The following is a 20,409-nucleotide window of genomic DNA, read 5'->3' as shown; positions in this document are numbered from 1 at the left end:
ATGAATCACAATGTATGGGAAGATGGCTTTTTTAAAATTGATCCAGAATGTCATATTATCGGTGATATGGAGCCGGTCAATCATTATCCCGGCGTTCAGATGTGGTGGCGTGCCATTGATGGAATTATGCGTCCAACACTGCAGTGTGCGCCTGAGTCTCTTTTAAATACCATTGAACCATGGGAAATGACGAAAAGTACAGATCCTGAAAATATTATTCGGGCAATGGATAAGTATGGTGTGGATGTGGCTTGTCTCCTGCCTGAATCCATGATGGATACTACAGGATACTCCAGCCGCTGGTGCACAAATGGTGATGCATGGAAGGCAGTGCAGACCCATCCCGATCGCTTCATTATTGAGCCAAATCTGTCACCCATTAAACAGAGAGGCGTTAAAAATGCCATATGGGAAATGGAATACTGGATGGATAAGGGAGCAAAGATTTTTAAATATTATTCACCTGAAGATACATATATGAATGATCCCGAACTATGGCCATTTTACAAACGGGCCGAAGAACTGGGCGCTGTTTTGTGTATGCATACCGGATTTTCCTGGGTTCCCCCTGGTAAGAGCAAATACTGCCATCCGACCCAGCTTGATGATGTAGCACGGGATTTTCCAGGACTGAAAATAGTTGCATTCCATATGGGTTATCCGTACTCTGACGCACTGAATATGGTTGCACTTGGACATCCCAATGTTTATTTGTGCCTGAGTCTGCTTGTGCCCTGGGCGCTGACTGCTCCGTACAAATTTGCACATATTCTTGGAGAGGCAATCCGCTTTGTTGGTCCGGATAGAATTATCTGGGGAACAGACAGTGCCGGTTACGGTGCACAAATCGGAGCAGCTTCTTTGGGTCTGCTTGATTTTCAGATTCCTGAGGAATTGCAGTGGAAATATGGATACCTGCCACTTTCCGATGAGGATAAACGTAAGATTTTCGGTGGTAACCTTGGAAAGCTGTTAGGAATTGATACTACAAAACGCCGCGGAGGAGAAAATGCCATACACGATTCGCTGAATGATAATACCCAAAAAATTGTTCTTACAACGCCCCGGAGCGTAATAAAAGAAGACGCTGATGTTATGGAGAATGAATATGAAGTTTTAATATCCACACCAATGGGTGAAATGCCTGGTAAAATTGTTCTGAACATGGAGGGCGCTTCATTATCTGGCATTATATCCTTCATGAAAAATGATAATGTTTTTTCAGGGGGAACCATTGATGCAGATGGAAATATTACTTTTAAAGGCGATTTGAAGACAACTATGGGTAAAATACCTTACACTATTTCAGGAACGTTTATAAATGGTATGATCGATGCCATTGCTATTACAAAGATTGGTGATTTAAAAATAAAATCTAAATAAAACATAGACGATCCGGGGCGGCCATACGACTGCCCCGAACTGCATGCTTAACACTTGCATTCATGAACCCGAATTCTATATTTAAACCATGTTACAATAATTTGTCGGTTGCTACTATGGGATAATTATGGTATAATTAGTACATAATTTAAGGAGGTTGATATCATGCCACAAATTATTCCGATTAAAGATTTAAAAAATACATCAGAGATTTCAGAAATGTGCCATGTAGCAGAAGAACCAATTTTTATAACGAAAAATGGTTATGGAGATATGGTTATTATGAGTATCGACATGTATGAAAGTATAGTCAGGAGATTAAACATGTATCGTGAATTAGAGCTTTCTGAAAAACAGATTGAAGCAGGAAAGACGAAGGATGCAAGAGAATCTCTGGATAAATTAAGAGAGAAATATGCAATATAAACTTATTATAACCGAGAGAGCTGAAGAGTTACTTGATTTATATTATTAATAAGTTGAAAAATCCACAAGCAGCCGGGAATTTATTAACAGAGATAGAGCATGTATACACTAATTTAGTATGTAATCCTGAAATGTATGCTTACTCAGAAGATCTTTTTATGAAATCAAGAAGATATCGTAAAGCAGTAATTTCACACTATGATTATGTCATTATTTTTCGAATTGATGAGGTGATGAATTCTATATATATAGTGGGATATTTTCATAACATGGAATTGTATATAAACAAATTATAAGAAACAAAAATAGCAGCTGAAATATGCTGCTATTTTTATACCCAATTTATAAGACCAGGAAGGTAACTTACTGCTTTCCGCTAAGATGATCCCGAGTCGTATATAAAATAAACCTTCCATGCCAGAGATTTCAGCTCCTGTAATTTTTCGGGGCTCTTTCCATAGTCACTCACTTCTCCTTCTACAGCGTGGTCAGCCCATTCTCGATCGCTGGTAAACGCGATTTCCTGACTGCCATCTGTTAAAGTTACCTGAATTTCATCAGCATTTTCTATTAAAGCAAGTAAGTAAAGGGCGTTTGTCCGGAACGTATTGGATGCGGCTGAATTTTCACTATCGTATTCTGAAAGGGATTGTGTGGGAACAGAATATACAAGTTCAACCTTATAGGGGGAGGAGGAAGTTTGTAATTCAAAATGGTCATATTGCATGCCCATTGGAACTGGCAGCAATCCAATCAGCTTACCAACTGCGGAATTATCACCCACATACTTCGTACGTGCATTCCATAAATCCTGAACCGGGTATGCTGTGACTGATGTTTCATTTGGCTCTAACTGAATTGTTGTGGCTTCTGCCCTTGTGGGATAGCTTTCCTGGATTTCACCTAAAAAGAGCACCACGTGGTCACCTATGGCGAAATCATCAATGGATATTTTTATTGGATCCTCTTTGTTAATTACTGTCTGGAGGGTCGCATCCTTCCAGCTGACAATACAGTTATCACCAATGGGACTATTGTTGTCATTTCCCTTTACTGTAATAGTCTGGTTAGTTTTGTCAATCTTTAGAATGGTTGCATTCACACCAATAGATTTGCCAGGCATATCCTTAGGACTTGTTGTTAAGCCGAAAACCACAAAAACAACGGCTAGTAAGGCAATTAAAACAGCCCAAACCCTGGGCTTTCTATAATTAAGCACATTTTTAATTCTGCCTTTTGTATCGCCTTCGCCAAAGGCAAGAGGTGTACCGCTTACAATTCTTCTGCCTGTTGCAAGGGTCAGAAGGGAGGCCGAATAATCTTTTTTAACTTCATCACCCAGCCGTCTGATAACTGCTTCATCGCAGGACATCTCCATATCCCTGCCGCTAAGAAAAAATGCGATCCATGCAAAAGGGTTAAACCAATGGACGCATAGTACCAAAAAGCTTATAAGCTTGAAAATGTGGTCAAGCCGCTTGATATGTGTTTGTTCATGAAGCAGAATATAGCTTCGTTCAGCAACATTTAAATCAGAGGGAAGATAAACCTTCGGGTAAAAAATACCCATGACAAAGGCTGTGTCAATCCTGGACGAAATAAAAATATTGTTTTGATACAGGGTGGCATTCAGCAATTGTTTTCTTAGACGAAAGAGCGCAATAAGACTATATACCAGCAACGCTGCAACACCAAGTACCCAGATATGACTAAAGATGGCTATCCAGATCTGTAATGGATTCGCGCTGGCTTGGGGTAATGGGGCCGGAATAATCACAGGAACAGATTGATTAGTTATCCCAATACCAGTATCAATATTTGGCGTCTGCATATAGAGGATATCCTGTGAGATCGGATTTGCCTTTGTGGGCAGAAGACTAAAAATGCTCTCAAAGGAAAACGGACAAATCAATCGGAACAGAACCACCGACCACAGCATATAGGAAAATACTTTTGGCGCTTTATGCAAAATAATTCTTGCAACCAATACAAAAGCAATGACAATACTTGCTGTGAAGCTCATGTTTAAAAGTTGCAAAAATATTCGTTCCAGCATTGTTACTCCTCCTTATAGCCATCAATCAGGTTCTGTATTTCCTCAATTTCTCTGGGATTCAGTTTTTTCCTGCGGGTAAATGCTGCCAAAAACTGAGGTAGCGAGCCAGCAAAAGCTTCGGACAGAAACTGTTCGCCCTGTGCCGCTCCAAACTCATTTTTGGACATCAGCGCAGTGACTGTGCCGTTATTATTTTCAAATAGTTTACGCTCACACAGCCGCTTTAGCATTGTGTAAGTTGTTGTACGTTTCCAGTCAAATTCTTTTTCACATAGTTCTGTGAGCCTGCGGGAGCTGACAGGTTCATTTGCCCAGATAATGTCAGCAAATTTCTGTTCCATCTCACCTAATTTATATTGTTCCACTGAAATATCCTCCTGTCGAATCTTATTAGACTAATTTAGTCTAACACAATTAGACAAAGACGTCAATCGTTGTTAGCGTGGTAATTTTTTCTATTTTGGCTAAAAGCATGTAATACTTAGCGGAAGAATCACTGGATTAAAAATATTCAGGTTCTTTCCTGATTACGCTAAAGTTATCAATTAACCCCTTTGTTATTTTATTAAAAAATTCATGGTTAATCGATTTGGCATTTACCGGACACTTTTTAACACAACTGCAGCAGCGGATGCACTTTGTAGAATCAATATCTTTAACATCAGCATTGCTGATTGCACCCATTGGACAATTTGTTGCACATATGCCGCAATTAACACAATCATCATTTGTATCGGGAGCAATTGATGGGGCAGAGGTTCTTTCCTTGTATGGAGTATTACCTTTTACAGTAAGTCTGGGTATTTGCAGAAGATCATCAAAACTTTCTAACTTATTTTTAATATCATTACCTAGTTTTTTTGCCGCCTCTATGTCCTGTGCATCAGGTCTGTTTGTTCCCACCTTTGGAGTATATGAATGTTCTGCTATAAATGCAGCTGCCGATATTCCAATAAAACCATTTGCCTCAAAGGTATCCTTTAATTCAAGAAGAGCATCATCATAATTACGATTTCCATAAACGGTAATAAAAACTGCAGCCGTATTATTTCCCTTTACATTGGAGAAAAAATCAATTAAAAACTTTGGCACTCTGCCAGCATATACAGGCACACCCACTATTACCAGATCATGAGAGTCAAAGGTGATACTGTTTTCTCTCATGGCAGGTAAGGTAAGATTGTATTCCCGATAGTCATTACTAATTCCCTCAGCCACTCCCTTTACCACTTTTGCAGTGCCGCCTGTAGCACTAAAATAAACTACGTTTAAATATGTATTCATGACCCTCAATCCTCCATATAAACATTTGTCTTCATAATATTGTTGATATATAATATATAATAAGCAATAACAAAACATTGTTCAAGTAGTGCTTTTTGGAACATTTAATTAAAATAATTCAAAAATCGGGAGGTATGGATGAAGAAAAAATACATCTTATTTATAACGGCATCATTTCTACTTGTAACTCTGTTTCTGGCATATAGAATTGTAGGGGTCGGCGGGAGAATTATTAAGGTTGGAGCGGCATCTGATAAAGGATTTAATACGGAGTACTATTTGTTTATACCTGATACACTAAAAGTGTCCGACTCTACATTTTTACTGGTAGAACCTAATAATACGGGATTCGTTGATGACAGACATAAAAAGCATAAGAAAGCGGCTTATGATACCCTCCGTTTTGGTCAGTCCCATCAAATTGCCCGAAAACTGGGAATCCCCTTGCTTATACCATGCTTTGACAGACCAAAAGAGGATTGGCAAATCTATACTCATGCCCTGGATAGAGATACTCTTTTGTGCGATAAATATCCGTTAGTACGGATTGACAAACAGTTAAATTTCATGATCGATGACGCTAAAATGTATCTTGATGCCCATAATATTCATATAAAAGATAAGGTTTTACTTAATGGTTTTTCGGCATCAGGAAGCTTTGTAAACCGTTTTACAGCCCTATATCCCCAACGAGTTGCGGCGGTTGCGGCCGGTGGCATTAATGGTATGGCAATTCTACCTGTGAAAAATATAAAGGGCAATGAGCTTGTTTATCCGGTAGGTATTTCAGACATAAAGCAAATTGCGGATCTGGACTTCAATCCATCCGCATTTGCATCAGTCCCCCAGTACTATTACATGGGAGCAGACGATGAAAATGACACACTTCCCTTTGATGATGCTTTTTCTCCCTTGGAACGTGAGTTGATTATTAAGGTCCTGGGGGAAGACATGAGTGTCAGGTGGGAAAAATGTCAGAATCTATATGAAAGTCAAAACATTCGTGCCCGGTTCAATACGTATCATGGTGTTGGGCATGGAACCACACCTGAAATAAACGCGGATATTGTTTCGTTCTTTACGCAGGTTATAGATGAATATAAGAAATGATTCCTTCTTATAAGAATAAAAAATACCTCGGAGTGGTTTTTTTATATTCCTCATAAGCCAAACCGAAAACAGCAGGAAGAAAACGCTCCTCCTCCAGAATCTGCAGATGAAGAATTACTACGCACAACAGCGTGAATATTATCTGAAGTGGGTTGGAAAAACCAAGGGCAAAACCAATATAGAATAAATCAAATCCCAGAAATGCAGGATTCCGGCTGATGTGATAAATTCCGCTTTTTATAAGTATAGTCTTCTGAGTTGTATCTACACCCGCTCGCCAGCTGGTCTTCATGCATGCCATTGCTGTAATAAATACTCCTGTTCCAAGAAATGCAATACTGATACCGGCAAAACGAATGGCCGGCTGTGACAGGATAAGACTCCCTTCTTTTATCACAAACAGGCTGAGTATTTGTACTGCTGCCATGGAAAACGTTGCTAGCTTAAGAGATGTTTCAATTTTGAATGTACGTGCAGGTTTATTGCCGCGGCCCAGCCGGTTTGTATAAATGCCCCTCTTTTTTAATAAAATTTGTTTACATAAGTAACTACCATAGAACGAGACCAATACAATGAAACCTGGCATATTAAATTGATCCATATTGTCACCCTTTCTAATAGATATTTAAACCTCTCAGCAGATTTATTCAGGAGGTGCTATGAATAGCACCTCCTGAGAAATTACTCTTTTGTCCGCAGCACCCGCATAGCGTTGAGAATGGCAATCAGTGATACGCCCACATCTGCGAAAACCGCTTCCCACATAGTGGCAATACCGAAGGCGCCAAACAAGAGGATGATGCCTTTTACTCCAAGTGCAAACCCAATATTCTGCCATACGATCCGTTTTGTTTTGCGTGCAATTGCAATGGCTTCCACAAGCTTTGTGGGTTCATCCGTCATTAACACTACGTCTGCCGCTTCAATGGCAGCATCCGAGCCCAGACCGCCCATGGCAATGCCGATATCCGCACGCGCCAGGACTGGTGCATCGTTAATGCCGTCTCCTACAAAAGCCAGCTTGCCTCTTGCAGGTTTGTTTTTATCTAAAATTTCAACCTGTTCCACTTTTTGATCAGGAAGCAGTTGGGCATGGACCTCACTAAGACCCAGCTCATTTGCAATGGCCTCAGCAATCTGTACATTATCTCCAGTCAGCATGACAGTCTTTCTTACTCCGGCTTCCTTAAGGCGTGCAATTGCCGAACGGCTGTCGGCCTTGATTTCGTCGGCAATAACAATTGCTCCGGCAAAGATTCCATTTACCGCCACATACACCTTCGTACCAATTTCATCATTTTGCTGGAAATCAATGTTTTCACGCTTCATCAGTTTATCATTTCCAGCAAGAATCACCGATTTATCAGATGTGACACGGATGCCATGGCCGGAAATTTCTTCATAATCACGAAGATCCTCCTTTTCTATATCACCGCCATATGCTTTCATAATGGAACGTGCAATGGGGTGGTTGGAAAAGCTTTCGGCTTTTGCTGCGTATTCCAACAGCTGCTCTTTCGTCGTTTCACCGGCAGGGTACAGGCCTGTGACTTCGAAAACACCTTTGGTAAGTGTACCAGTTTTATCAAAGACAACAGTATCCAGACTGTTAAGCGCCTCCAGATAGTTGCTGCCCTTTACCAGGATGCCCCGTTTGGAAGCAGCTCCGATTCCCCCGAAAAAACCAAGCGGGATTGAAATAACCAGTGCACAGGGGCAGGAGATTACAAGGAAGATGAGTCCGCGGTTAATCCATTCCGTCCAGGTGCCGCCAAAGAACAACGGAGGAATGACCGCCAGCAGAAGTGCAAGACCCACCACAACCGGCGTATAGTAACGTGAAAAAGTTGTAATAAAGTTTTCAGAGGGTGCTTTTTTGCTGCTGGCATTCTCTACCAGATCAATAATTTTTGCTACAGTTGATTCACCAAATTCCCGGGTTACCTCCACCGTCAGTACACCGCTTTGATTAATGCAGCCTGCCAGCACCGCTTCCCCGGCTTTTACAGAACGGGGAACCGATTCCCCGGTTAGTGCGCTGGTGTCCAGCATGGATTCTCCATCTAATACCGATCCGTCTAATGGAATCTTTTCACCTGGGCGAATCAAAATGATATCACCAATTTTAACCGTGTCAGGTGCAACCTTTTCTGTATCATTTCCCCGCTTTAAATTGGCGTAATCGGGACGGATATCCATAAGTGAAGTAATGGATTTTTTTGACTTTTGCACTGCGGCATCCTGAAAATACTCACCGATCTGATAAAAAAGCATTACTGCAACGCCCTCTGGGAAATCACCGATTGCAAATGCACCGATTGTTGCAACACTCATCAAAAAGTTTTCGTCAAAAATCTGGCCTTTGGTAATATTTTTAAACGCCTGCCAGACAACCTCTCCGCCAAGGATTAAATAGCTAAGTCCAAATATAGCAAAGTGATATGTGACTTCATCTGGGAAAACTTTTTTCAGTACCAGACCCGCTGCAAACAGAATGATACCTGATATCAGCTGTATAATTTTTCTCTTGTTTAAGTCTCCACCTTCATGCTCGTGTGTATGATCATGGGAATGGCTGTGGGAATGTTCATGATTGTGTGCCATATTATTAACCTTCCTTCCTTTTATCGCTAAAGCAAATATTAACTGTTGAATGATCCTTCAATTGTATTATAATTGAATATATGTTCAACTGTCAATATGAAAATCGAATATATTAAAAAAAATTATAAATATATGGTTTTACTTTTAATATGTTCCAGTATTATTATGAGGTGTATCTGACTTTCATAAAGCAGAAAAGTACTGGTAATGTTAAGATAATAATTGGTTTCAAATATTTACAATCGGAAAAATGTTACGGTATGTTGCAGATTAGTGGTAGAAAATGTCAGAACAATAGTAATTGTGACGTTTTTTTGTAATCATGCAAAACATTATGGAATAATATGTCAAAATATGGTATATTTTATTTTATTAGAAGAAATAAAATTTGCTTCTAATTTTGAATTATTATTATATAAAAGTGGAGGATACAAGAGATGTATTGTAAAAATTGTTCAAAAGAGATTGATGACAAAGCAGCCATCTGTCCACACTGTGGTGTGGCACAGACTCCTCAAGTGGTTGATAATGGCGGTTTTGGGTGGGGACTTTTAGGCTGCTGTATTCCATTAGTAGGATTAATTCTGTTTCTGGTTTGGAAAGATTCAAAACCAAAGACTGCGAAAGCAGCAGGTATTGGCGCATTAATTAGCGTTGTTTGCATGATTCTTTTTTATGCATTAATGTTTGGACTGGGACTTCTGGGTGCTATGGCGGGTTATTAAATCCGGCGGCCCTACTTGTTATGAGTGGTTTTTTCTATCGATGGCTCCCAATTTTCTTTGGCTGCCATTGCAGGGCGGAACGTTCATTTTTTCTGAATGGAAAGCAATTTCCTATTTGTGCAAGATGTACCGGTGAATTGGTGGGGATCCTGTTATTGGGAATTACCTATGCCATGTATCACCCACCAATTTTATATGCTTTGATTTTCTTGATTCCCATGATACTTGACGGTGGTATTCAGTTACTGACTACATATGAAAGCACCAATATCAGGAGGTTTTTAACCGGCCTGTTTTTTGGATATGGACTTTTTCATCTGTTTCTGGCAAGTATAATTGCTACATATTGGTTTGGATATCATATGGCTAAGTGAATCAGTTAAATCTGGCAAAATAAAAAAGGCAGGAGCAGACACAAAGAAGATGAAGTAAAACTTGGTGAGGAGAGCTGTTTATGGCGACTCGTCAATGAAATTCATCCGTTTGGCGTTTGGTTCTGCCTTTTTGTATGACAAAAGAAACTCTGTCAATGAGTCACGATATGATATCTAAATTTTAAGGGAGAATGATATATGATGAAAACAGTAGAAGGAGCCTATTTGAAGTTAAAAAGTAATCTTGACCAAAAAGATTATGAATTGATTCATATGCTTGAAATACAATGTGCCCAGAACGATCAAATCACTCTGAAGCTTGAGCTGGACTATAAACTGAGTGATGCTCAAAACAGAACGGCGGATACCCCAATTTCTGATATAAATGAATTCATGTACTTTAACGGTGAAGAATTAATCGGCTATATGGGGATATGCGGTTTTGGAGGAATCTCTCAGCCATTGGAGATTACCGGAATGGTACACCCGGAGTACAGACGTCAGGGGATTTTTTCAAAACTGATGGAACTGGTCATTGCAGAATGTAGAACAAGAAATGCAGAAGGAATTTTGGCCTTGTGTGATAAAAAATCCATTTCCGGTCAGGGGTTTTTAAAAAAGATCAGTGCTGTTTATAAATTTTCCGAATTTGAAATGTATCTGAATCATAAATTTTATGAGACGTTGGAAAAACAGCAGCCTTCTGGTATCACATTCAGAAAAGCTGTCAATGCAGACGCTTCGGAGATAAGCCGGCAAAACATGATTTATTTTGGTGATGATTGGGAAGAAGAAAATGAGGATTCTAAAGATAATGGTATTCTTCTGCCCGAAGAGGAAGAAAAACGAGGCATGACAATCTATATTGCTGAAAAGGAAGAAAGAATAATTGGGAAGGTAAATCTTCAGATGTCTGATAGTGGCATTGGTGGAATCTATGGGCTTGGTGTATTGCCTGAGTTTAGGGGTAACGGGTTTGGAAGGGCAGTTCTCACTTTTGGGGTAGAAAAGCTGAAAGATGCAAAAGCCACAGAGGTGATGCTTCAGGTAGCTGCGGAAAATGGAACGGCTCTCAACTTGTACAAATCCTGCGGATTTCAGGAAACATCGGTTATGGATTATTTTGAGTTAAAGTAAATGTGAAGAAGGAAACCATCACAAAATGAAGAATTCGTTGTTAAAGCATCCACTGATTGAATTGTTAAAGAACAACAAGGGAAATCCAAAGACTCTGATTTTAATGGAACCACTCTGGGGAATTCCCTATAATTTGATTGCACCTTTTGCCACATTATATATGTACACGCAGGGAATAACAGATGTTCAGATTGGTTTGATTTTATCGGTTTCCATGGTTGTTCAGGTGCTTTTTTCTTTTATTGGAGGTATCCTCACTGATAAGCTGGGACGTAAATTCACAACCATGATGGGAGATTTCTTTGGCTGGGGTGTTGCCTGCCTCATATGGGCTGTTTCTGGTAATTTCTGGTTCTTTTTAGCAGCAGTTTTATTTAACAGTTTTGAACAGATTAACCAGACTGCATGGTACTGTCTGCTGATAGAGGATGCAGACTCCAGGGATTTAATCGGAATCTATACATGGGTAAATATTGGCGGTCTGATTGCAATCTTTTTTGCACCAATTTCTGGATTGCTGATCAATACCTTTTCCGTGGTTCCGGTTGTACGCGTTCTATATGTTGTTTTTGCTGTGAATATGCTGATTAAAGTGATTATTACGTTCCGGTATTGTAAAGAAACCCGGCAGGGGAAGATCCGTATGGCTGAAACCAAAAACACCTCTGTCTTTCATATGATTTATGAATATAAGGACTTAATACCAAAAGTACTGATGAATAAAGAGATTGTGAAAGTGTTGATTGTCTGTGTAATATTGCATATAGCAAATCTGGTAAACACCAGCTTCTTTAGCCTGTATGTGACGCAAAGGCTGGAAATTGCAGACCGTTATCTTGCTTTTTTCCCTATTTTAAATGCCGCTGTAATGCTGATTTTTATGATTGGTGTACAGCACCGTTTGGAATCCGTGAAATTTCGGATACCAATGTGGATCGGTCTTGTATTATATGCCGCGTGCTCAGTTCTTCTGATCCTGACTCCTATTGGCAGCAGTATGCCGTTTATTATCGTCTATGTTTTTGTTGGGGCGGTGGCAGGCGGACTTGTAATGCCGCGAAAAGATGCCTTGCTTCAGCTAAACATCAATCCTAATGAACGGGCTCGTATTAATGCTCTTATTATGTCCTTTACCATTGCATTTGCTTCTCCTTTTGGTTACCTGGCAGGCTGGCTGTCCAGTATAGACCGCCGTTTACCATTTGTATTTACATTTACGATCTATACCATAGCAATAATCATAGTTGGTAAAATCTGCGATCCTGAATTTGCACAAGAGTGATATAGTCTCCATAAAAATATGCCTGGTACAAAAAATGGGAGTTTTAAAGGCTTAAATCTGCGACTGCAACTGACGCCCCTTTAAAACTCCCGGAAAAGCTGTTAATTATAGTTTTTCAGGTTTAAATTGTTTGTTTAACTGTCTCAATTGTAATTTCCAGAACTCTGCTTAGAAATGGAAATTTCTCTTTCATCATATCAAATTCTGAGCCAGATTCCAGAAAATCTGCAGTTCCATTGATTAGAAATCCTGCCCCCATATGTTTGTGCCCCATTACTTCTTTGCTTCCTAATGTGACCAATACTCGGTTATTATGTTCTATGTTCTTTTGGGTTTTGCGCATCCCGGCAGCAGGGATAAGCATTTTGTTGTTTTCTATGACAACATATGAATTCCACGTATTAACGACATGTGGTTCGTCATTTCCGCTGGATACAATTGATACTACACCTTCGTGTTTAATAACCTCATATAATTTTTCGTTGGACATATGAAACCTCCTGTAGTTTTGTAAATTGACATATTTGCAATATAAGTATATTATTTAACTGGCATGTATGGAAGAACCAATTATGAACTATTTGTAGGATACAGTTGGAGGAGAATATGATAATATTAAATAACAATGTACAAACTCCTAAATATATACAAATTTATGAACAGCTTAGAGATGAAATCATAAGAGGGGAGCTGCCTGAGGGTTCAAAATTAGTATCTACCCGCTATCTTGCAGAATCACTTGCAGTTGGCAGAAATACGGTAGAAAAGGCTTACCTGCAGCTTTCTTCAGAAGGATATGTTGAAAGCAGAGTTGGAAGCGGATTTTATGTGCAGGACATTCATAATATATTTTCCCTGGGTAATGACAGAAAGAATGTTGAGTTTCCAACAGAGCAGAAAGGAAGAGAATTACAGGAAAATATTATCTGTAATTTTCAATATGGACACTTAAGTCCACAGGATTTCCCACAAAATATATGGCGGAAAGTTTCAATGAAAGCGTTGGCATCATTAAATGCAGAAGATATGATAATGTACAGTGATCCAAAGGGTGAACTGCAGTTAAGAAAAAAACTGGCAGAATATTTAAGGAAGTCCAGAGGGGTTACCTGCAGTGCAGAGCAGATTATTTTATGCTCCGGTTTAGAGTCTGCATTATCTTTATTAAGTCAGCTGTTTCGGAATACTTACAGTGAAATTGCTTTTGAAGAGCCTGGCTATTTTGGCGCAAGAGAGATTTTTGAGCATAATGGATTTAATACGGTCTCTGTAAGCGTTGAAAAAGATGGGGTAAATGTAACGGAGTTAGAAAAGATCTCAGCTCAGGTAATTTATGTTACACCATCCCATCAATTTCCAACAGGTGCAGTTATGCCCATACAAAAGAGATTGCTTTTACTGGAGTGGGCTGCGAAAAACAATGGAATAATTATTGAAGATGATTATGACAGTGAATTACGTTACAATTCAAGACCTATTCCATCAATCAGCAGTGTTTCCGGAAATGATAATGTTATATACATTGGAACCATGTCCAAGTCTTTATCACCAAGTTTACGGGTCAGCTATATGGTATTGCCTCAAAAATGGCTGAAATGTTATAATGAAGAGTTTAAATTATATCAATCCCCTGTATCCATAATTCAACAGCGAATTCTCTATGAATTTATTAGCTCTGGACATTTTGAAAGTCATTTGCGTAAGCTATGTGTTATAAATAAACGTAAGCATGATCTGCTCATACGTTTGATTCATGGATTAATGAGTGATAAGGTAGTGATTCATGGTAAACACGCAGGCTTGCATATTTTGCTTGAATCCACACAAGGATTAACGGAAAAAGAAATGATTGGACGTGCAAAGGAATATGGCGTATTGGTTTATCCCGTATCAATATTTTGGCATGATGTTCATTGTTATTCTAATAATATGGTTTTGTTAAGCTTTGGATATGTATCAGAAAAACAACTGACCAAAGGAGTAGAGCAATTATCAAAGGCGTGGAATAATACCATATATTGACTAATTAGCCTGTATTCTTGACAAACAGTCACTTTTTCTGTATACTGACACCATAGATAGGTAACTATTTTCAAACGTTTTTAGAGGCTCTATTCTTGAAGAATAGAGCCTTTACCTTTGAAAGATAATAGATCAATAAATGATTGGAGGAATACGAGATGTCAATGAAAGATATAGAAAAGATGAAAAAATTACTGGAAGAGAAGAAATCCAAGGGTGCTTTTTTACAGGCTGAAAAGAAAATTGGTTGTGGTAAAGTTGAAAAGAGGAATAAGAATATAGGAATTGAATTTACAAGAACGCATAAAATTTCACAGTAAAAGTGAATTAGGACAGACAATACAGATTCTAGAGGAGAATGCATGCAGTTTAAAGATTTAAAGATTATGCCTGATATTATTAGGGCACTGGAAAAAGAGAATTACGAAACTCCCACACCGATTCAGGAAAAAGCAATACCCGTTATATTGGAAGGCAGGGATTTATTGGGCTGTGCCCAGACAGGTACTGGAAAGACGGCCGCATTTGCCATACCAACCCTTCAGCTCTTAAGCAAGGAAAATGCCCCTCGTACTTCAAAACAAAATATTAGGGCGCTTGTCATAACACCAACCAGAGAACTGGCTCTTCAGATTTATGAGAGTTTTCAGACCTACGGACAGTTTGCCAATTTAAAAAGCTGTGTGGTCTTTGGTGGAGTATCCCAAAAACCCCAGGAAGAAGAGTTAAAACAGGGAGTTGATATTCTTGTGGCAACTCCGGGCAGACTGCTGGCACTCATGGATCAGAAGCTTATCAATATAGATCATTTAAAAATACTGATCCTGGACGAAGCTGACCGAATGCTGGATATGGGATTTATAAATGATGTGAAAAAAATCATAGCAAAAACGCCTCCAAAGAAGCAGACCTTACTTTTTTCCGCGACGATGCCACCGGACATTGCCAGACTGGCAGGTACGATTCTTAAAAATCCAGCGGAAATAAAAATAACCCCGGTATCTTCAACCGTGGATACCATTAACCAGTATCTCTATTATACGGATAAAAGCAGTAAAAAAGATTTGCTTTTGCACATACTGGAAAATAAGGAGATTGTTTCTGTCCTGGTATTTGTACGTACAAAGCATGGTGCGGATCGTCTGATCAAACAATTGGCAAGGAGTAACGTATCGGCGCAGGCGATTCACGGAGATAAATCACAGGGAGCACGTCAGCGTGCACTAAGCTGCTTTAAAGACAAATCACTGCGGATTCTGCTAGCTACAGATATTGCAGCAAGAGGAATCGACATTGATGAATTAACCCATGTCATAAACTTTGACTTGCCGGATACACCTGAGACATATGTACACCGGATTGGGCGTACAGGCAGAGCAGGTCTTTCCGGAACAGCAATATCCTTTTGCGATTTTGATGAAAAAGAGCAGCTGAAAGATATTGAGCGGTTAATTGGAAAAAAATTAACAGAGGTGAGTGATCATCCCTATCCATTAAAAAACAACTTTCCGGCTATAAAAACTACTCAGCCGAAAAGAGATACAGGACGTACAGAAAAGGCAAAAAGCCATCCATCCTCACAGAAATCCAACGCAACATCAAGAAAAGAATCACACCAGCCCGGAACGGGAAAAAAGGCATCAGCCACAAAGAAAAAATATCGGATGACAGCGGATGGGACGTTAAAAGAGAAAAAGAGTTATAATAGTTTTTCAACAAAAAGAAAAAGCAGCAAATAAAAAAGAGCGGTATTGAGATTGATGTGAAAATCTCAATACCTCTTTTTGCTAAAGAACATGATCAGATATAGGGGGGAAGATAGACAAAGCTGATCCCATCATATACAGTATCCCATTCAATGTAATCTCACAGCCAAGCTGATCTGCTCGTCTATGGAAGAGGAGGGCGTGCTGTCATTGTCAGACCGTAAATTATCAACTTACATCAATGCAATGGCACGGGCCGGATTTATCATTGAACAGTTGATTGAAGAATCTGATGCGGACATAATAAAATCAAAGGACAACAGTTTTGCGAAGAAAGCCAGTATGCTCCCGGTTACGTTTGTTATAAAAGCAATTAAAAAATAGGTAAAAGATTGATTGAAAATATATTTAATAACACGAAAAACCGCACAGAACCATATCCATAAGAATAAAATGAACTGAGAATAAAAATGCAATCGGAGCAGTTTACAGGAGTTTATATGGATGGTAGTAGTTATAGTAGTGGAGCATTAGCGAGTGCTGGATTACCCTATGATAATATAAACTGGTATGATATAGAAGGTCAGCCCTTTGGTCCAGCCTCCAAATTAAATGTTATTGTATTTAATGATGCCAATAACATTGTTGACGTGGAAGGACCTGTGGCCATTGGAGGAAGTTTTTACAGCCCAAGAGGTTTCAGCGCTGGTTTTTCCAGAGATAAGGGCAGCAGAGATGCCAATTACTCACCGGATCTGGTGCGTTTTCTCGTTGGCGGTAATGTGGCAATGAGTGAGCCACTGGTGATTGTAGGTCATACGGTTGTCGGCGGCGGCTTCCGTGCAGGCAAGGGAAGCACATACTTAATTGGAAAAAGTGGAAAGGCGGATCAGGCAAAAGAGCTGGCGACTTTATATCAGGCCAATGGCGGAAGTCAGTATTGGACACCATCAGACAAAGGAAATCATTATTTAATTTCCAGCTATGATGTTCCAAGATATATACCTGCAGGCAGAATACATGCAGACGTATCAAAATTCTTTCAGGATGCAAAGAACGGAATTGGATATTATAAAAACTGTATTGATAATTTAACACCAACCGGAACTGTAGTAGATAATAATTACGAATGGATATTAAGGGGAAATGATCCTGTACAAAATGTATTCCTGATTGATGTAAGACCAAATGGTCTGGTTAACAAAGGGATCCGTGCAGAAGTTCCCCAAGGAAGTAATGTCATCGTAAGGCTGAGAACGGGCCCTGATGCTCACCTGCAATATGGTCTCTATGGAGAAGAAAGCAAAGCCAACCGGACTTTGTATGTATTTGAGGATGCCACAAATATTTATATGGAAAAATCCTCCGATATCTGGGGAAGTATACTGGCACCCCAGGCAATGTTCCATGCCCATCCCACTGGCGGTCATGTAAGCGGTAACGCGGCTTTGGGATCATTTGCAGTCAATGCGGCCAGCGGCTTTGAATTCCATTATTACCCCTTTGTGGGAGGTGTAATGTGCCAGGTTCCGGCACCAGAAGTGCCAGAGGTATCACCGGGAAATGAGGAGCAGCCTGTGGTATGTCCGACTTGTCCGGCACCGCCTGCACCTGCACCATGTCCGACCCCGCCGCCATGTCCCACACCTGAGCCATGTCCGACCCCGCCACCATGCCCGACATGCCCGACTCCGCCGCCTTGCCCCAAGCCGGAACCATGCCCTGCTTGTCCAGTGTGCCCGAAACCCGAACCCTGCCCGGCATGTCCCAAACCTCAGCCGTGCCCGACCTGTCCGGTGTGCCCGAAGCCCGAACCCTGTCCGACTTGTCCGGCGTGTCCGAAGCCTGAGCCATGTCCGACCTGCCCGGCATGCCCGAAACCGGAGCCGTGTCCAACATGTCCGGTGTGCCCGGAATGTCCGAAACCAGAGCCCTGCCCAACCTGTCCGGTATGCCCGGTATGCCCGAAATGTCCAAAACCAGAGCCATGTCCAGTTTGCCAGGAATGCCTGATTAAACCGGGAATTATTGCCGGTTGTATCTGGGGCTGTGGGTGCGGTGATTTCCATGATTGGGAGGTAAAATTATATAAGAGGGTCAATGATGTTGATACAATGATGTTCTGTATTAAGATCTGTGGTTGTGGCTGCTTTGAATTTGCGGCTCCCTATGATGGCTGCTATATACTAAAAGTAAGGATGTGTGAGAACTGCTGGAACACATTCTGGTGTAAGCCTATTATCACGCTGAATAACATTGGTGTAGCCAGTTTTACCATTGATTAATATGAAAAGCAGTCGCAAGCGGTATTACCCAATTGCGGCTGCTTTTTAGTTTTTAATAAACATGGTCAGATTTATTATACCTTCTCAGATCCATTACAATGTAAATTAACAATATTATCTGGATAATCCAGTAAAAAGCTGTGTAGATATTTTTCCCATTTAACAATGCCTGATAAGCGATGGAGCAGACAAAATTATCTACTGTATGAAACAAAAGAATCATCAGCATACTCTTTCCTGAAGCATGGTATATCCAAGTGCAGATTATGCTTAAAGAAATTGTCTGAATTAAATACAGTAAAAACGATATCTGATAACCATCCACATGAAATAAAAACATAGGTAAATGCCAGCATGCCCAGACAATTCCGACTACAATACCAGAATTACACGGAGACAGCTTTTTTTCCAGCTCAGGAAGCAGAAAACCTCTCCAGCCAAATTCTTCGCCCAGCGGTCCGCCGGCTGTTAAAATTGCCAGAAAACAGACAGAAGCTGAGATTGGATCAGAGATATTAAAAATACCAATACTCCTTTTAACCTGGAATGGCACTGAATATTTAAATACACCAGCTAATAAATGAGGAACCAGTAAGGAAAAAATAGTATATAACATAACGAAAAAATAAACATACCATTTTACCCGATAGCGCTTAAGACTATTAAATAATGTCTTTAATCCTTCTTTTCTGCTTTTACCATAAATAAATACTATTCCCATGGCAGAAGGAACAAAGGAGCCTATTATACGAAAGAAACCACTAATCTGAAAGGACGCAAGCCATAAGACCCATGTAACCAGATAAGTACTTATAACAAAACATAATAGATGTTTCATATACCCGTTCATATGATTGGAACATGGCTTTGGCATAATGATTCCTTTCCGTGTTATGATTTTACAGCCCAACGTAATTTAGCACATCGGGCACGTCCATTGGAATTACATTCTTCTGCAGAAGGCCTGATTGCGTCCGGTGCAATTTCTTTATAAATACCGTTGCGGTGAAGACGCTGAAACGATTTTTTTACAAGACGGTCTTCCCCTGAATGAAACGTGAGAATCGCCACACGTCCCCCTTTGGCCAGAGCATCCGGAAGCTTTTCTAAAAAGTCGTATAATACCTCAAATTCATTATTCACATCAATCCGCAGCGCCTGAAAGCATCGCTGGCAGGATTTTTTAATCTCATTCTCTCTGTCCTTTTCCGGAATAAATTTCAGCGTATCTTTAATAATCTGCCGGAGCTGGCCGGTTGTTGTAACCTCTTCCCCTTTTTTTATTGCGAAAGTCACCGCACGGGAAATTTCTTCGGCATGAGGCTCGTCTGCATTTTCTAAAAGCATTCCGCATAATTCATTCTGGGAAATGGTTTTCAAACGTTCAGCAGCAGAGATTCCCTTTGATGGATTCAGCCGCAGATCAAGAGGTCCCTCGGTTTTAAATGAAAATCCCCGATCCGGGTTGTCTATCTGCATGGAAGATACACCTAAATCAGCCAGGATAAAATCCAGGGGGCCCGATTCCGGAATTATCTCATCAATATTGGAAAAATTAGTTTGCCTGATTGTCAGTATCTCCGGACCATAACCCAGATTTTGAAGGCGTTCCCGTGTCCGGGGTAATTCGATAGGATCCACATCGGTTGCATACATATGTCCTTTTGAATCCAGACATTTAAGCATCTCTAACGTATGACCGCCGTAGCCTAATGTTGCATCTAATCCGGTCTCGCCGGGGGTGATTTTCAAAATATCCAGTATTTCCTGTACGCAGATAGAGCGATGCGTGCCAGCTGGTGTATTGCCCTTTTGAATCACCTTAGCAACGGTATCAGAATATAGTTCTGGATTTAATTCTTTATATTTATCCTTAAAAGCCTTTGGGTGAGTCCCTTTATATCTGGGACGGCGCTGATGTTTTTGTTCCTGATTATCCATTTTTGTTCCACCTTCTTTAAATATCTTTTATAAATGTATCTGCTTACATGATAACAAACCCATGACAGAATGGC

The 20,409-nt window shown here is 40.1% G+C and carries 20 protein-coding genes; 12 read left to right on the top strand and 8 right to left on the bottom strand.

Features of this window, described 5'->3' with window-relative positions:
- Together ACOAOT_RS19340 and ACOAOT_RS19335 are read left to right on the top strand one after the other, a co-directional pair.
- A complete protein-coding gene (locus ACOAOT_RS19340) occupies window positions 1-1,383 on the top strand; it encodes an amidohydrolase family protein (RefSeq protein ID WP_420218464.1) in 1,383 nt (460 codons plus the stop codon).
- 165 nt (window positions 1,384-1,548) lie between these two features.
- Window positions 1,549-1,809, top strand: a complete 261-nt coding sequence (locus ACOAOT_RS19335; RefSeq protein ID WP_420218463.1) for a type II toxin-antitoxin system prevent-host-death family antitoxin — start codon at window positions 1,549-1,551, stop codon at window positions 1,807-1,809.
- 376 nt (window positions 1,810-2,185) lie between these two features.
- Here ACOAOT_RS19335 and ACOAOT_RS19330 read toward each other — a convergent pair whose 3' ends face one another.
- The 3 genes from ACOAOT_RS19330 to ACOAOT_RS19320 all read right to left on the bottom strand — a co-directional run bounded on the left by ACOAOT_RS19330 (window position 2,186) and on the right by ACOAOT_RS19320 (window position 5,149).
- The gene (locus ACOAOT_RS19330) at window positions 2,186-3,865 is read right to left on the bottom strand and encodes a M56 family metallopeptidase (protein ID WP_420218462.1); all 1,680 of its coding nucleotides are present in this window, start codon (window positions 3,863-3,865) and stop codon (window positions 2,186-2,188) included.
- 2 nt (window positions 3,866-3,867) lie between these two features.
- On the bottom strand, window positions 3,868-4,230 hold the full coding sequence (locus tag ACOAOT_RS19325; RefSeq protein WP_420218461.1) for a BlaI/MecI/CopY family transcriptional regulator: 363 nt from the start codon (window positions 4,228-4,230) through the stop codon (window positions 3,868-3,870).
- A gap of 136 nt (window positions 4,231-4,366) precedes the next feature.
- A complete protein-coding gene (locus tag ACOAOT_RS19320) occupies window positions 4,367-5,149 on the bottom strand; it encodes an EFR1 family ferrodoxin (protein ID WP_420218460.1) in 783 nt (260 codons plus the stop codon).
- Window positions 5,150-5,287: 138 nt separating this feature from the next.
- Here ACOAOT_RS19320 and ACOAOT_RS19315 point away from each other — a divergent pair, with 138 nt between their 5' ends.
- Window positions 5,288-6,259: a hypothetical protein gene (locus ACOAOT_RS19315; RefSeq protein ID WP_420218459.1), complete on the top strand. Its 972-nt coding sequence runs from the start codon at window positions 5,288-5,290 to the stop codon at window positions 6,257-6,259.
- A gap of 7 nt (window positions 6,260-6,266) precedes the next feature.
- Here the strand turns inward: ACOAOT_RS19315 and ACOAOT_RS19310 are convergent, their stop codons facing one another.
- Entirely contained in the window at window positions 6,267-6,860 is a 594-nt protein-coding gene (locus tag ACOAOT_RS19310) for a methyltransferase family protein (RefSeq protein ID WP_420218458.1), read from the bottom strand.
- 80 nt (window positions 6,861-6,940) lie between these two features.
- Complete coding sequence (locus ACOAOT_RS19305; RefSeq protein WP_420218457.1) at window positions 6,941-8,863, bottom strand: heavy metal translocating P-type ATPase; 1,923 nt, start codon at window positions 8,861-8,863, stop codon at window positions 6,941-6,943.
- 437 nt (window positions 8,864-9,300) lie between these two features.
- Between ACOAOT_RS19305 and ACOAOT_RS19300 the strand changes: the two genes are divergently transcribed.
- From ACOAOT_RS19300 to ACOAOT_RS19285, 4 genes are all read left to right on the top strand, one after another.
- Window positions 9,301-9,588, top strand: coding sequence for a zinc-ribbon domain-containing protein (locus ACOAOT_RS19300; RefSeq protein ID WP_170822874.1), 288 nt, complete (start codon window positions 9,301-9,303; stop codon window positions 9,586-9,588).
- 20 nt (window positions 9,589-9,608) lie between these two features.
- Complete coding sequence (locus ACOAOT_RS19295) at window positions 9,609-9,962, top strand: DUF2085 domain-containing protein (RefSeq protein ID WP_420218456.1); 354 nt, start codon at window positions 9,609-9,611, stop codon at window positions 9,960-9,962.
- A 198-nt stretch (window positions 9,963-10,160) separates the two neighbouring features.
- Window positions 10,161-11,099, top strand: a complete 939-nt coding sequence (locus ACOAOT_RS19290; RefSeq protein WP_420218455.1) for a GNAT family N-acetyltransferase — start codon at window positions 10,161-10,163, stop codon at window positions 11,097-11,099.
- 25 nt (window positions 11,100-11,124) lie between these two features.
- Window positions 11,125-12,381 (top strand): MFS transporter, encoded by a 1,257-nt coding sequence (locus ACOAOT_RS19285; RefSeq protein ID WP_420218454.1) that lies wholly within the window; start codon window positions 11,125-11,127, stop codon window positions 12,379-12,381.
- A 121-nt stretch (window positions 12,382-12,502) separates the two neighbouring features.
- Here ACOAOT_RS19285 and ACOAOT_RS19280 read toward each other — a convergent pair whose 3' ends face one another.
- A complete protein-coding gene (locus tag ACOAOT_RS19280; protein WP_420218453.1) occupies window positions 12,503-12,871 on the bottom strand; it encodes a pyridoxamine 5'-phosphate oxidase family protein in 369 nt (122 codons plus the stop codon).
- 116 nt (window positions 12,872-12,987) lie between these two features.
- Here ACOAOT_RS19280 and pdxR point away from each other — a divergent pair, with 116 nt between their 5' ends.
- From pdxR to ACOAOT_RS19255, 5 genes are all read left to right on the top strand, one after another.
- Window positions 12,988-14,403, top strand: a complete 1,416-nt coding sequence (gene pdxR / locus ACOAOT_RS19275) for a MocR-like pyridoxine biosynthesis transcription factor PdxR (protein ID WP_420218452.1) — start codon at window positions 12,988-12,990, stop codon at window positions 14,401-14,403.
- Between the two features lie 158 nt (window positions 14,404-14,561).
- A complete protein-coding gene (locus ACOAOT_RS19270) occupies window positions 14,562-14,723 on the top strand; it encodes a hypothetical protein (protein WP_170072144.1) in 162 nt (53 codons plus the stop codon).
- Between the two features lie 42 nt (window positions 14,724-14,765).
- The gene (locus ACOAOT_RS19265; protein WP_420218451.1) at window positions 14,766-16,142 is read left to right on the top strand and encodes a DEAD/DEAH box helicase; all 1,377 of its coding nucleotides are present in this window, start codon (window positions 14,766-14,768) and stop codon (window positions 16,140-16,142) included.
- 177 nt (window positions 16,143-16,319) lie between these two features.
- Complete coding sequence (locus tag ACOAOT_RS19260) at window positions 16,320-16,493, top strand: hypothetical protein (RefSeq protein WP_420218450.1); 174 nt, start codon at window positions 16,320-16,322, stop codon at window positions 16,491-16,493.
- Between the two features lie 116 nt (window positions 16,494-16,609).
- Complete coding sequence (locus tag ACOAOT_RS19255) at window positions 16,610-18,394, top strand: collagen-binding domain-containing protein (protein ID WP_420218449.1); 1,785 nt, start codon at window positions 16,610-16,612, stop codon at window positions 18,392-18,394.
- Between the two features lie 52 nt (window positions 18,395-18,446).
- Here the strand turns inward: ACOAOT_RS19255 and ACOAOT_RS19250 are convergent, their stop codons facing one another.
- Both ACOAOT_RS19250 and rsmH read right to left on the bottom strand, forming a co-directional pair.
- A complete protein-coding gene (locus ACOAOT_RS19250) occupies window positions 18,447-19,268 on the bottom strand; it encodes a CPBP family intramembrane glutamic endopeptidase (RefSeq protein ID WP_420218447.1) in 822 nt (273 codons plus the stop codon).
- A 17-nt stretch (window positions 19,269-19,285) separates the two neighbouring features.
- The gene (rsmH, locus tag ACOAOT_RS19245; protein WP_420218446.1) at window positions 19,286-20,335 is read right to left on the bottom strand and encodes a 16S rRNA (cytosine(1402)-N(4))-methyltransferase RsmH; all 1,050 of its coding nucleotides are present in this window, start codon (window positions 20,333-20,335) and stop codon (window positions 19,286-19,288) included.
- Window positions 20,336-20,409: the final 74 nt, after the last annotated feature.

Origin of the sequence: Lacrimispora struthionigena, from assembly GCF_048627165.1 — a bacterium.
In the GTDB taxonomy this organism is placed as follows: domain Bacteria; phylum Bacillota; class Clostridia; order Lachnospirales; family Lachnospiraceae; genus Lacrimispora.
The sequence above is the reverse complement of the archived record's forward strand: the minus strand, read 5'-3'. Positions and strand labels throughout refer to the sequence as shown.

Coding starts and splice junctions, on each gene's coding strand:
- ACOAOT_RS19340 (WP_420218464.1), top strand. CDS start 1: ATGAATCACAATGTATGGGAAGATGGCTTTTTTAAAATTGATCCAGAA.
- ACOAOT_RS19335 (WP_420218463.1), top strand. CDS start 1,549: ATGCCACAAATTATTCCGATTAAAGATTTAAAAAATACATCAGAGATT.
- ACOAOT_RS19330 (WP_420218462.1), bottom strand. CDS start 3,865: ATGCTGGAACGAATATTTTTGCAACTTTTAAACATGAGCTTCACAGCA.
- ACOAOT_RS19320 (WP_420218460.1), bottom strand. CDS start 5,149: ATGAATACATATTTAAACGTAGTTTATTTTAGTGCTACAGGCGGCACT.
- ACOAOT_RS19315 (WP_420218459.1), top strand. CDS start 5,288: ATGAAGAAAAAATACATCTTATTTATAACGGCATCATTTCTACTTGTA.
- ACOAOT_RS19310 (WP_420218458.1), bottom strand. CDS start 6,860: ATGGATCAATTTAATATGCCAGGTTTCATTGTATTGGTCTCGTTCTAT.
- ACOAOT_RS19305 (WP_420218457.1), bottom strand. CDS start 8,863: ATGGCACACAATCATGAACATTCCCACAGCCATTCCCATGATCATACA.
- ACOAOT_RS19300 (WP_170822874.1), top strand. CDS start 9,301: ATGTATTGTAAAAATTGTTCAAAAGAGATTGATGACAAAGCAGCCATC.
- ACOAOT_RS19295 (WP_420218456.1), top strand. CDS start 9,609: ATGAGTGGTTTTTTCTATCGATGGCTCCCAATTTTCTTTGGCTGCCAT.
- ACOAOT_RS19290 (WP_420218455.1), top strand. CDS start 10,161: ATGATGAAAACAGTAGAAGGAGCCTATTTGAAGTTAAAAAGTAATCTT.
- ACOAOT_RS19285 (WP_420218454.1), top strand. CDS start 11,125: ATGAAGAATTCGTTGTTAAAGCATCCACTGATTGAATTGTTAAAGAAC.
- ACOAOT_RS19280 (WP_420218453.1), bottom strand. CDS start 12,871: ATGTCCAACGAAAAATTATATGAGGTTATTAAACACGAAGGTGTAGTA.
- pdxR (WP_420218452.1), top strand. CDS start 12,988: ATGATAATATTAAATAACAATGTACAAACTCCTAAATATATACAAATT.
- ACOAOT_RS19270 (WP_170072144.1), top strand. CDS start 14,562: ATGTCAATGAAAGATATAGAAAAGATGAAAAAATTACTGGAAGAGAAG.
- ACOAOT_RS19265 (WP_420218451.1), top strand. CDS start 14,766: ATGCAGTTTAAAGATTTAAAGATTATGCCTGATATTATTAGGGCACTG.
- ACOAOT_RS19255 (WP_420218449.1), top strand. CDS start 16,610: ATGGATGGTAGTAGTTATAGTAGTGGAGCATTAGCGAGTGCTGGATTA.
- ACOAOT_RS19250 (WP_420218447.1), bottom strand. CDS start 19,268: ATGCCAAAGCCATGTTCCAATCATATGAACGGGTATATGAAACATCTA.
- rsmH (WP_420218446.1), bottom strand. CDS start 20,335: ATGGATAATCAGGAACAAAAACATCAGCGCCGTCCCAGATATAAAGGG.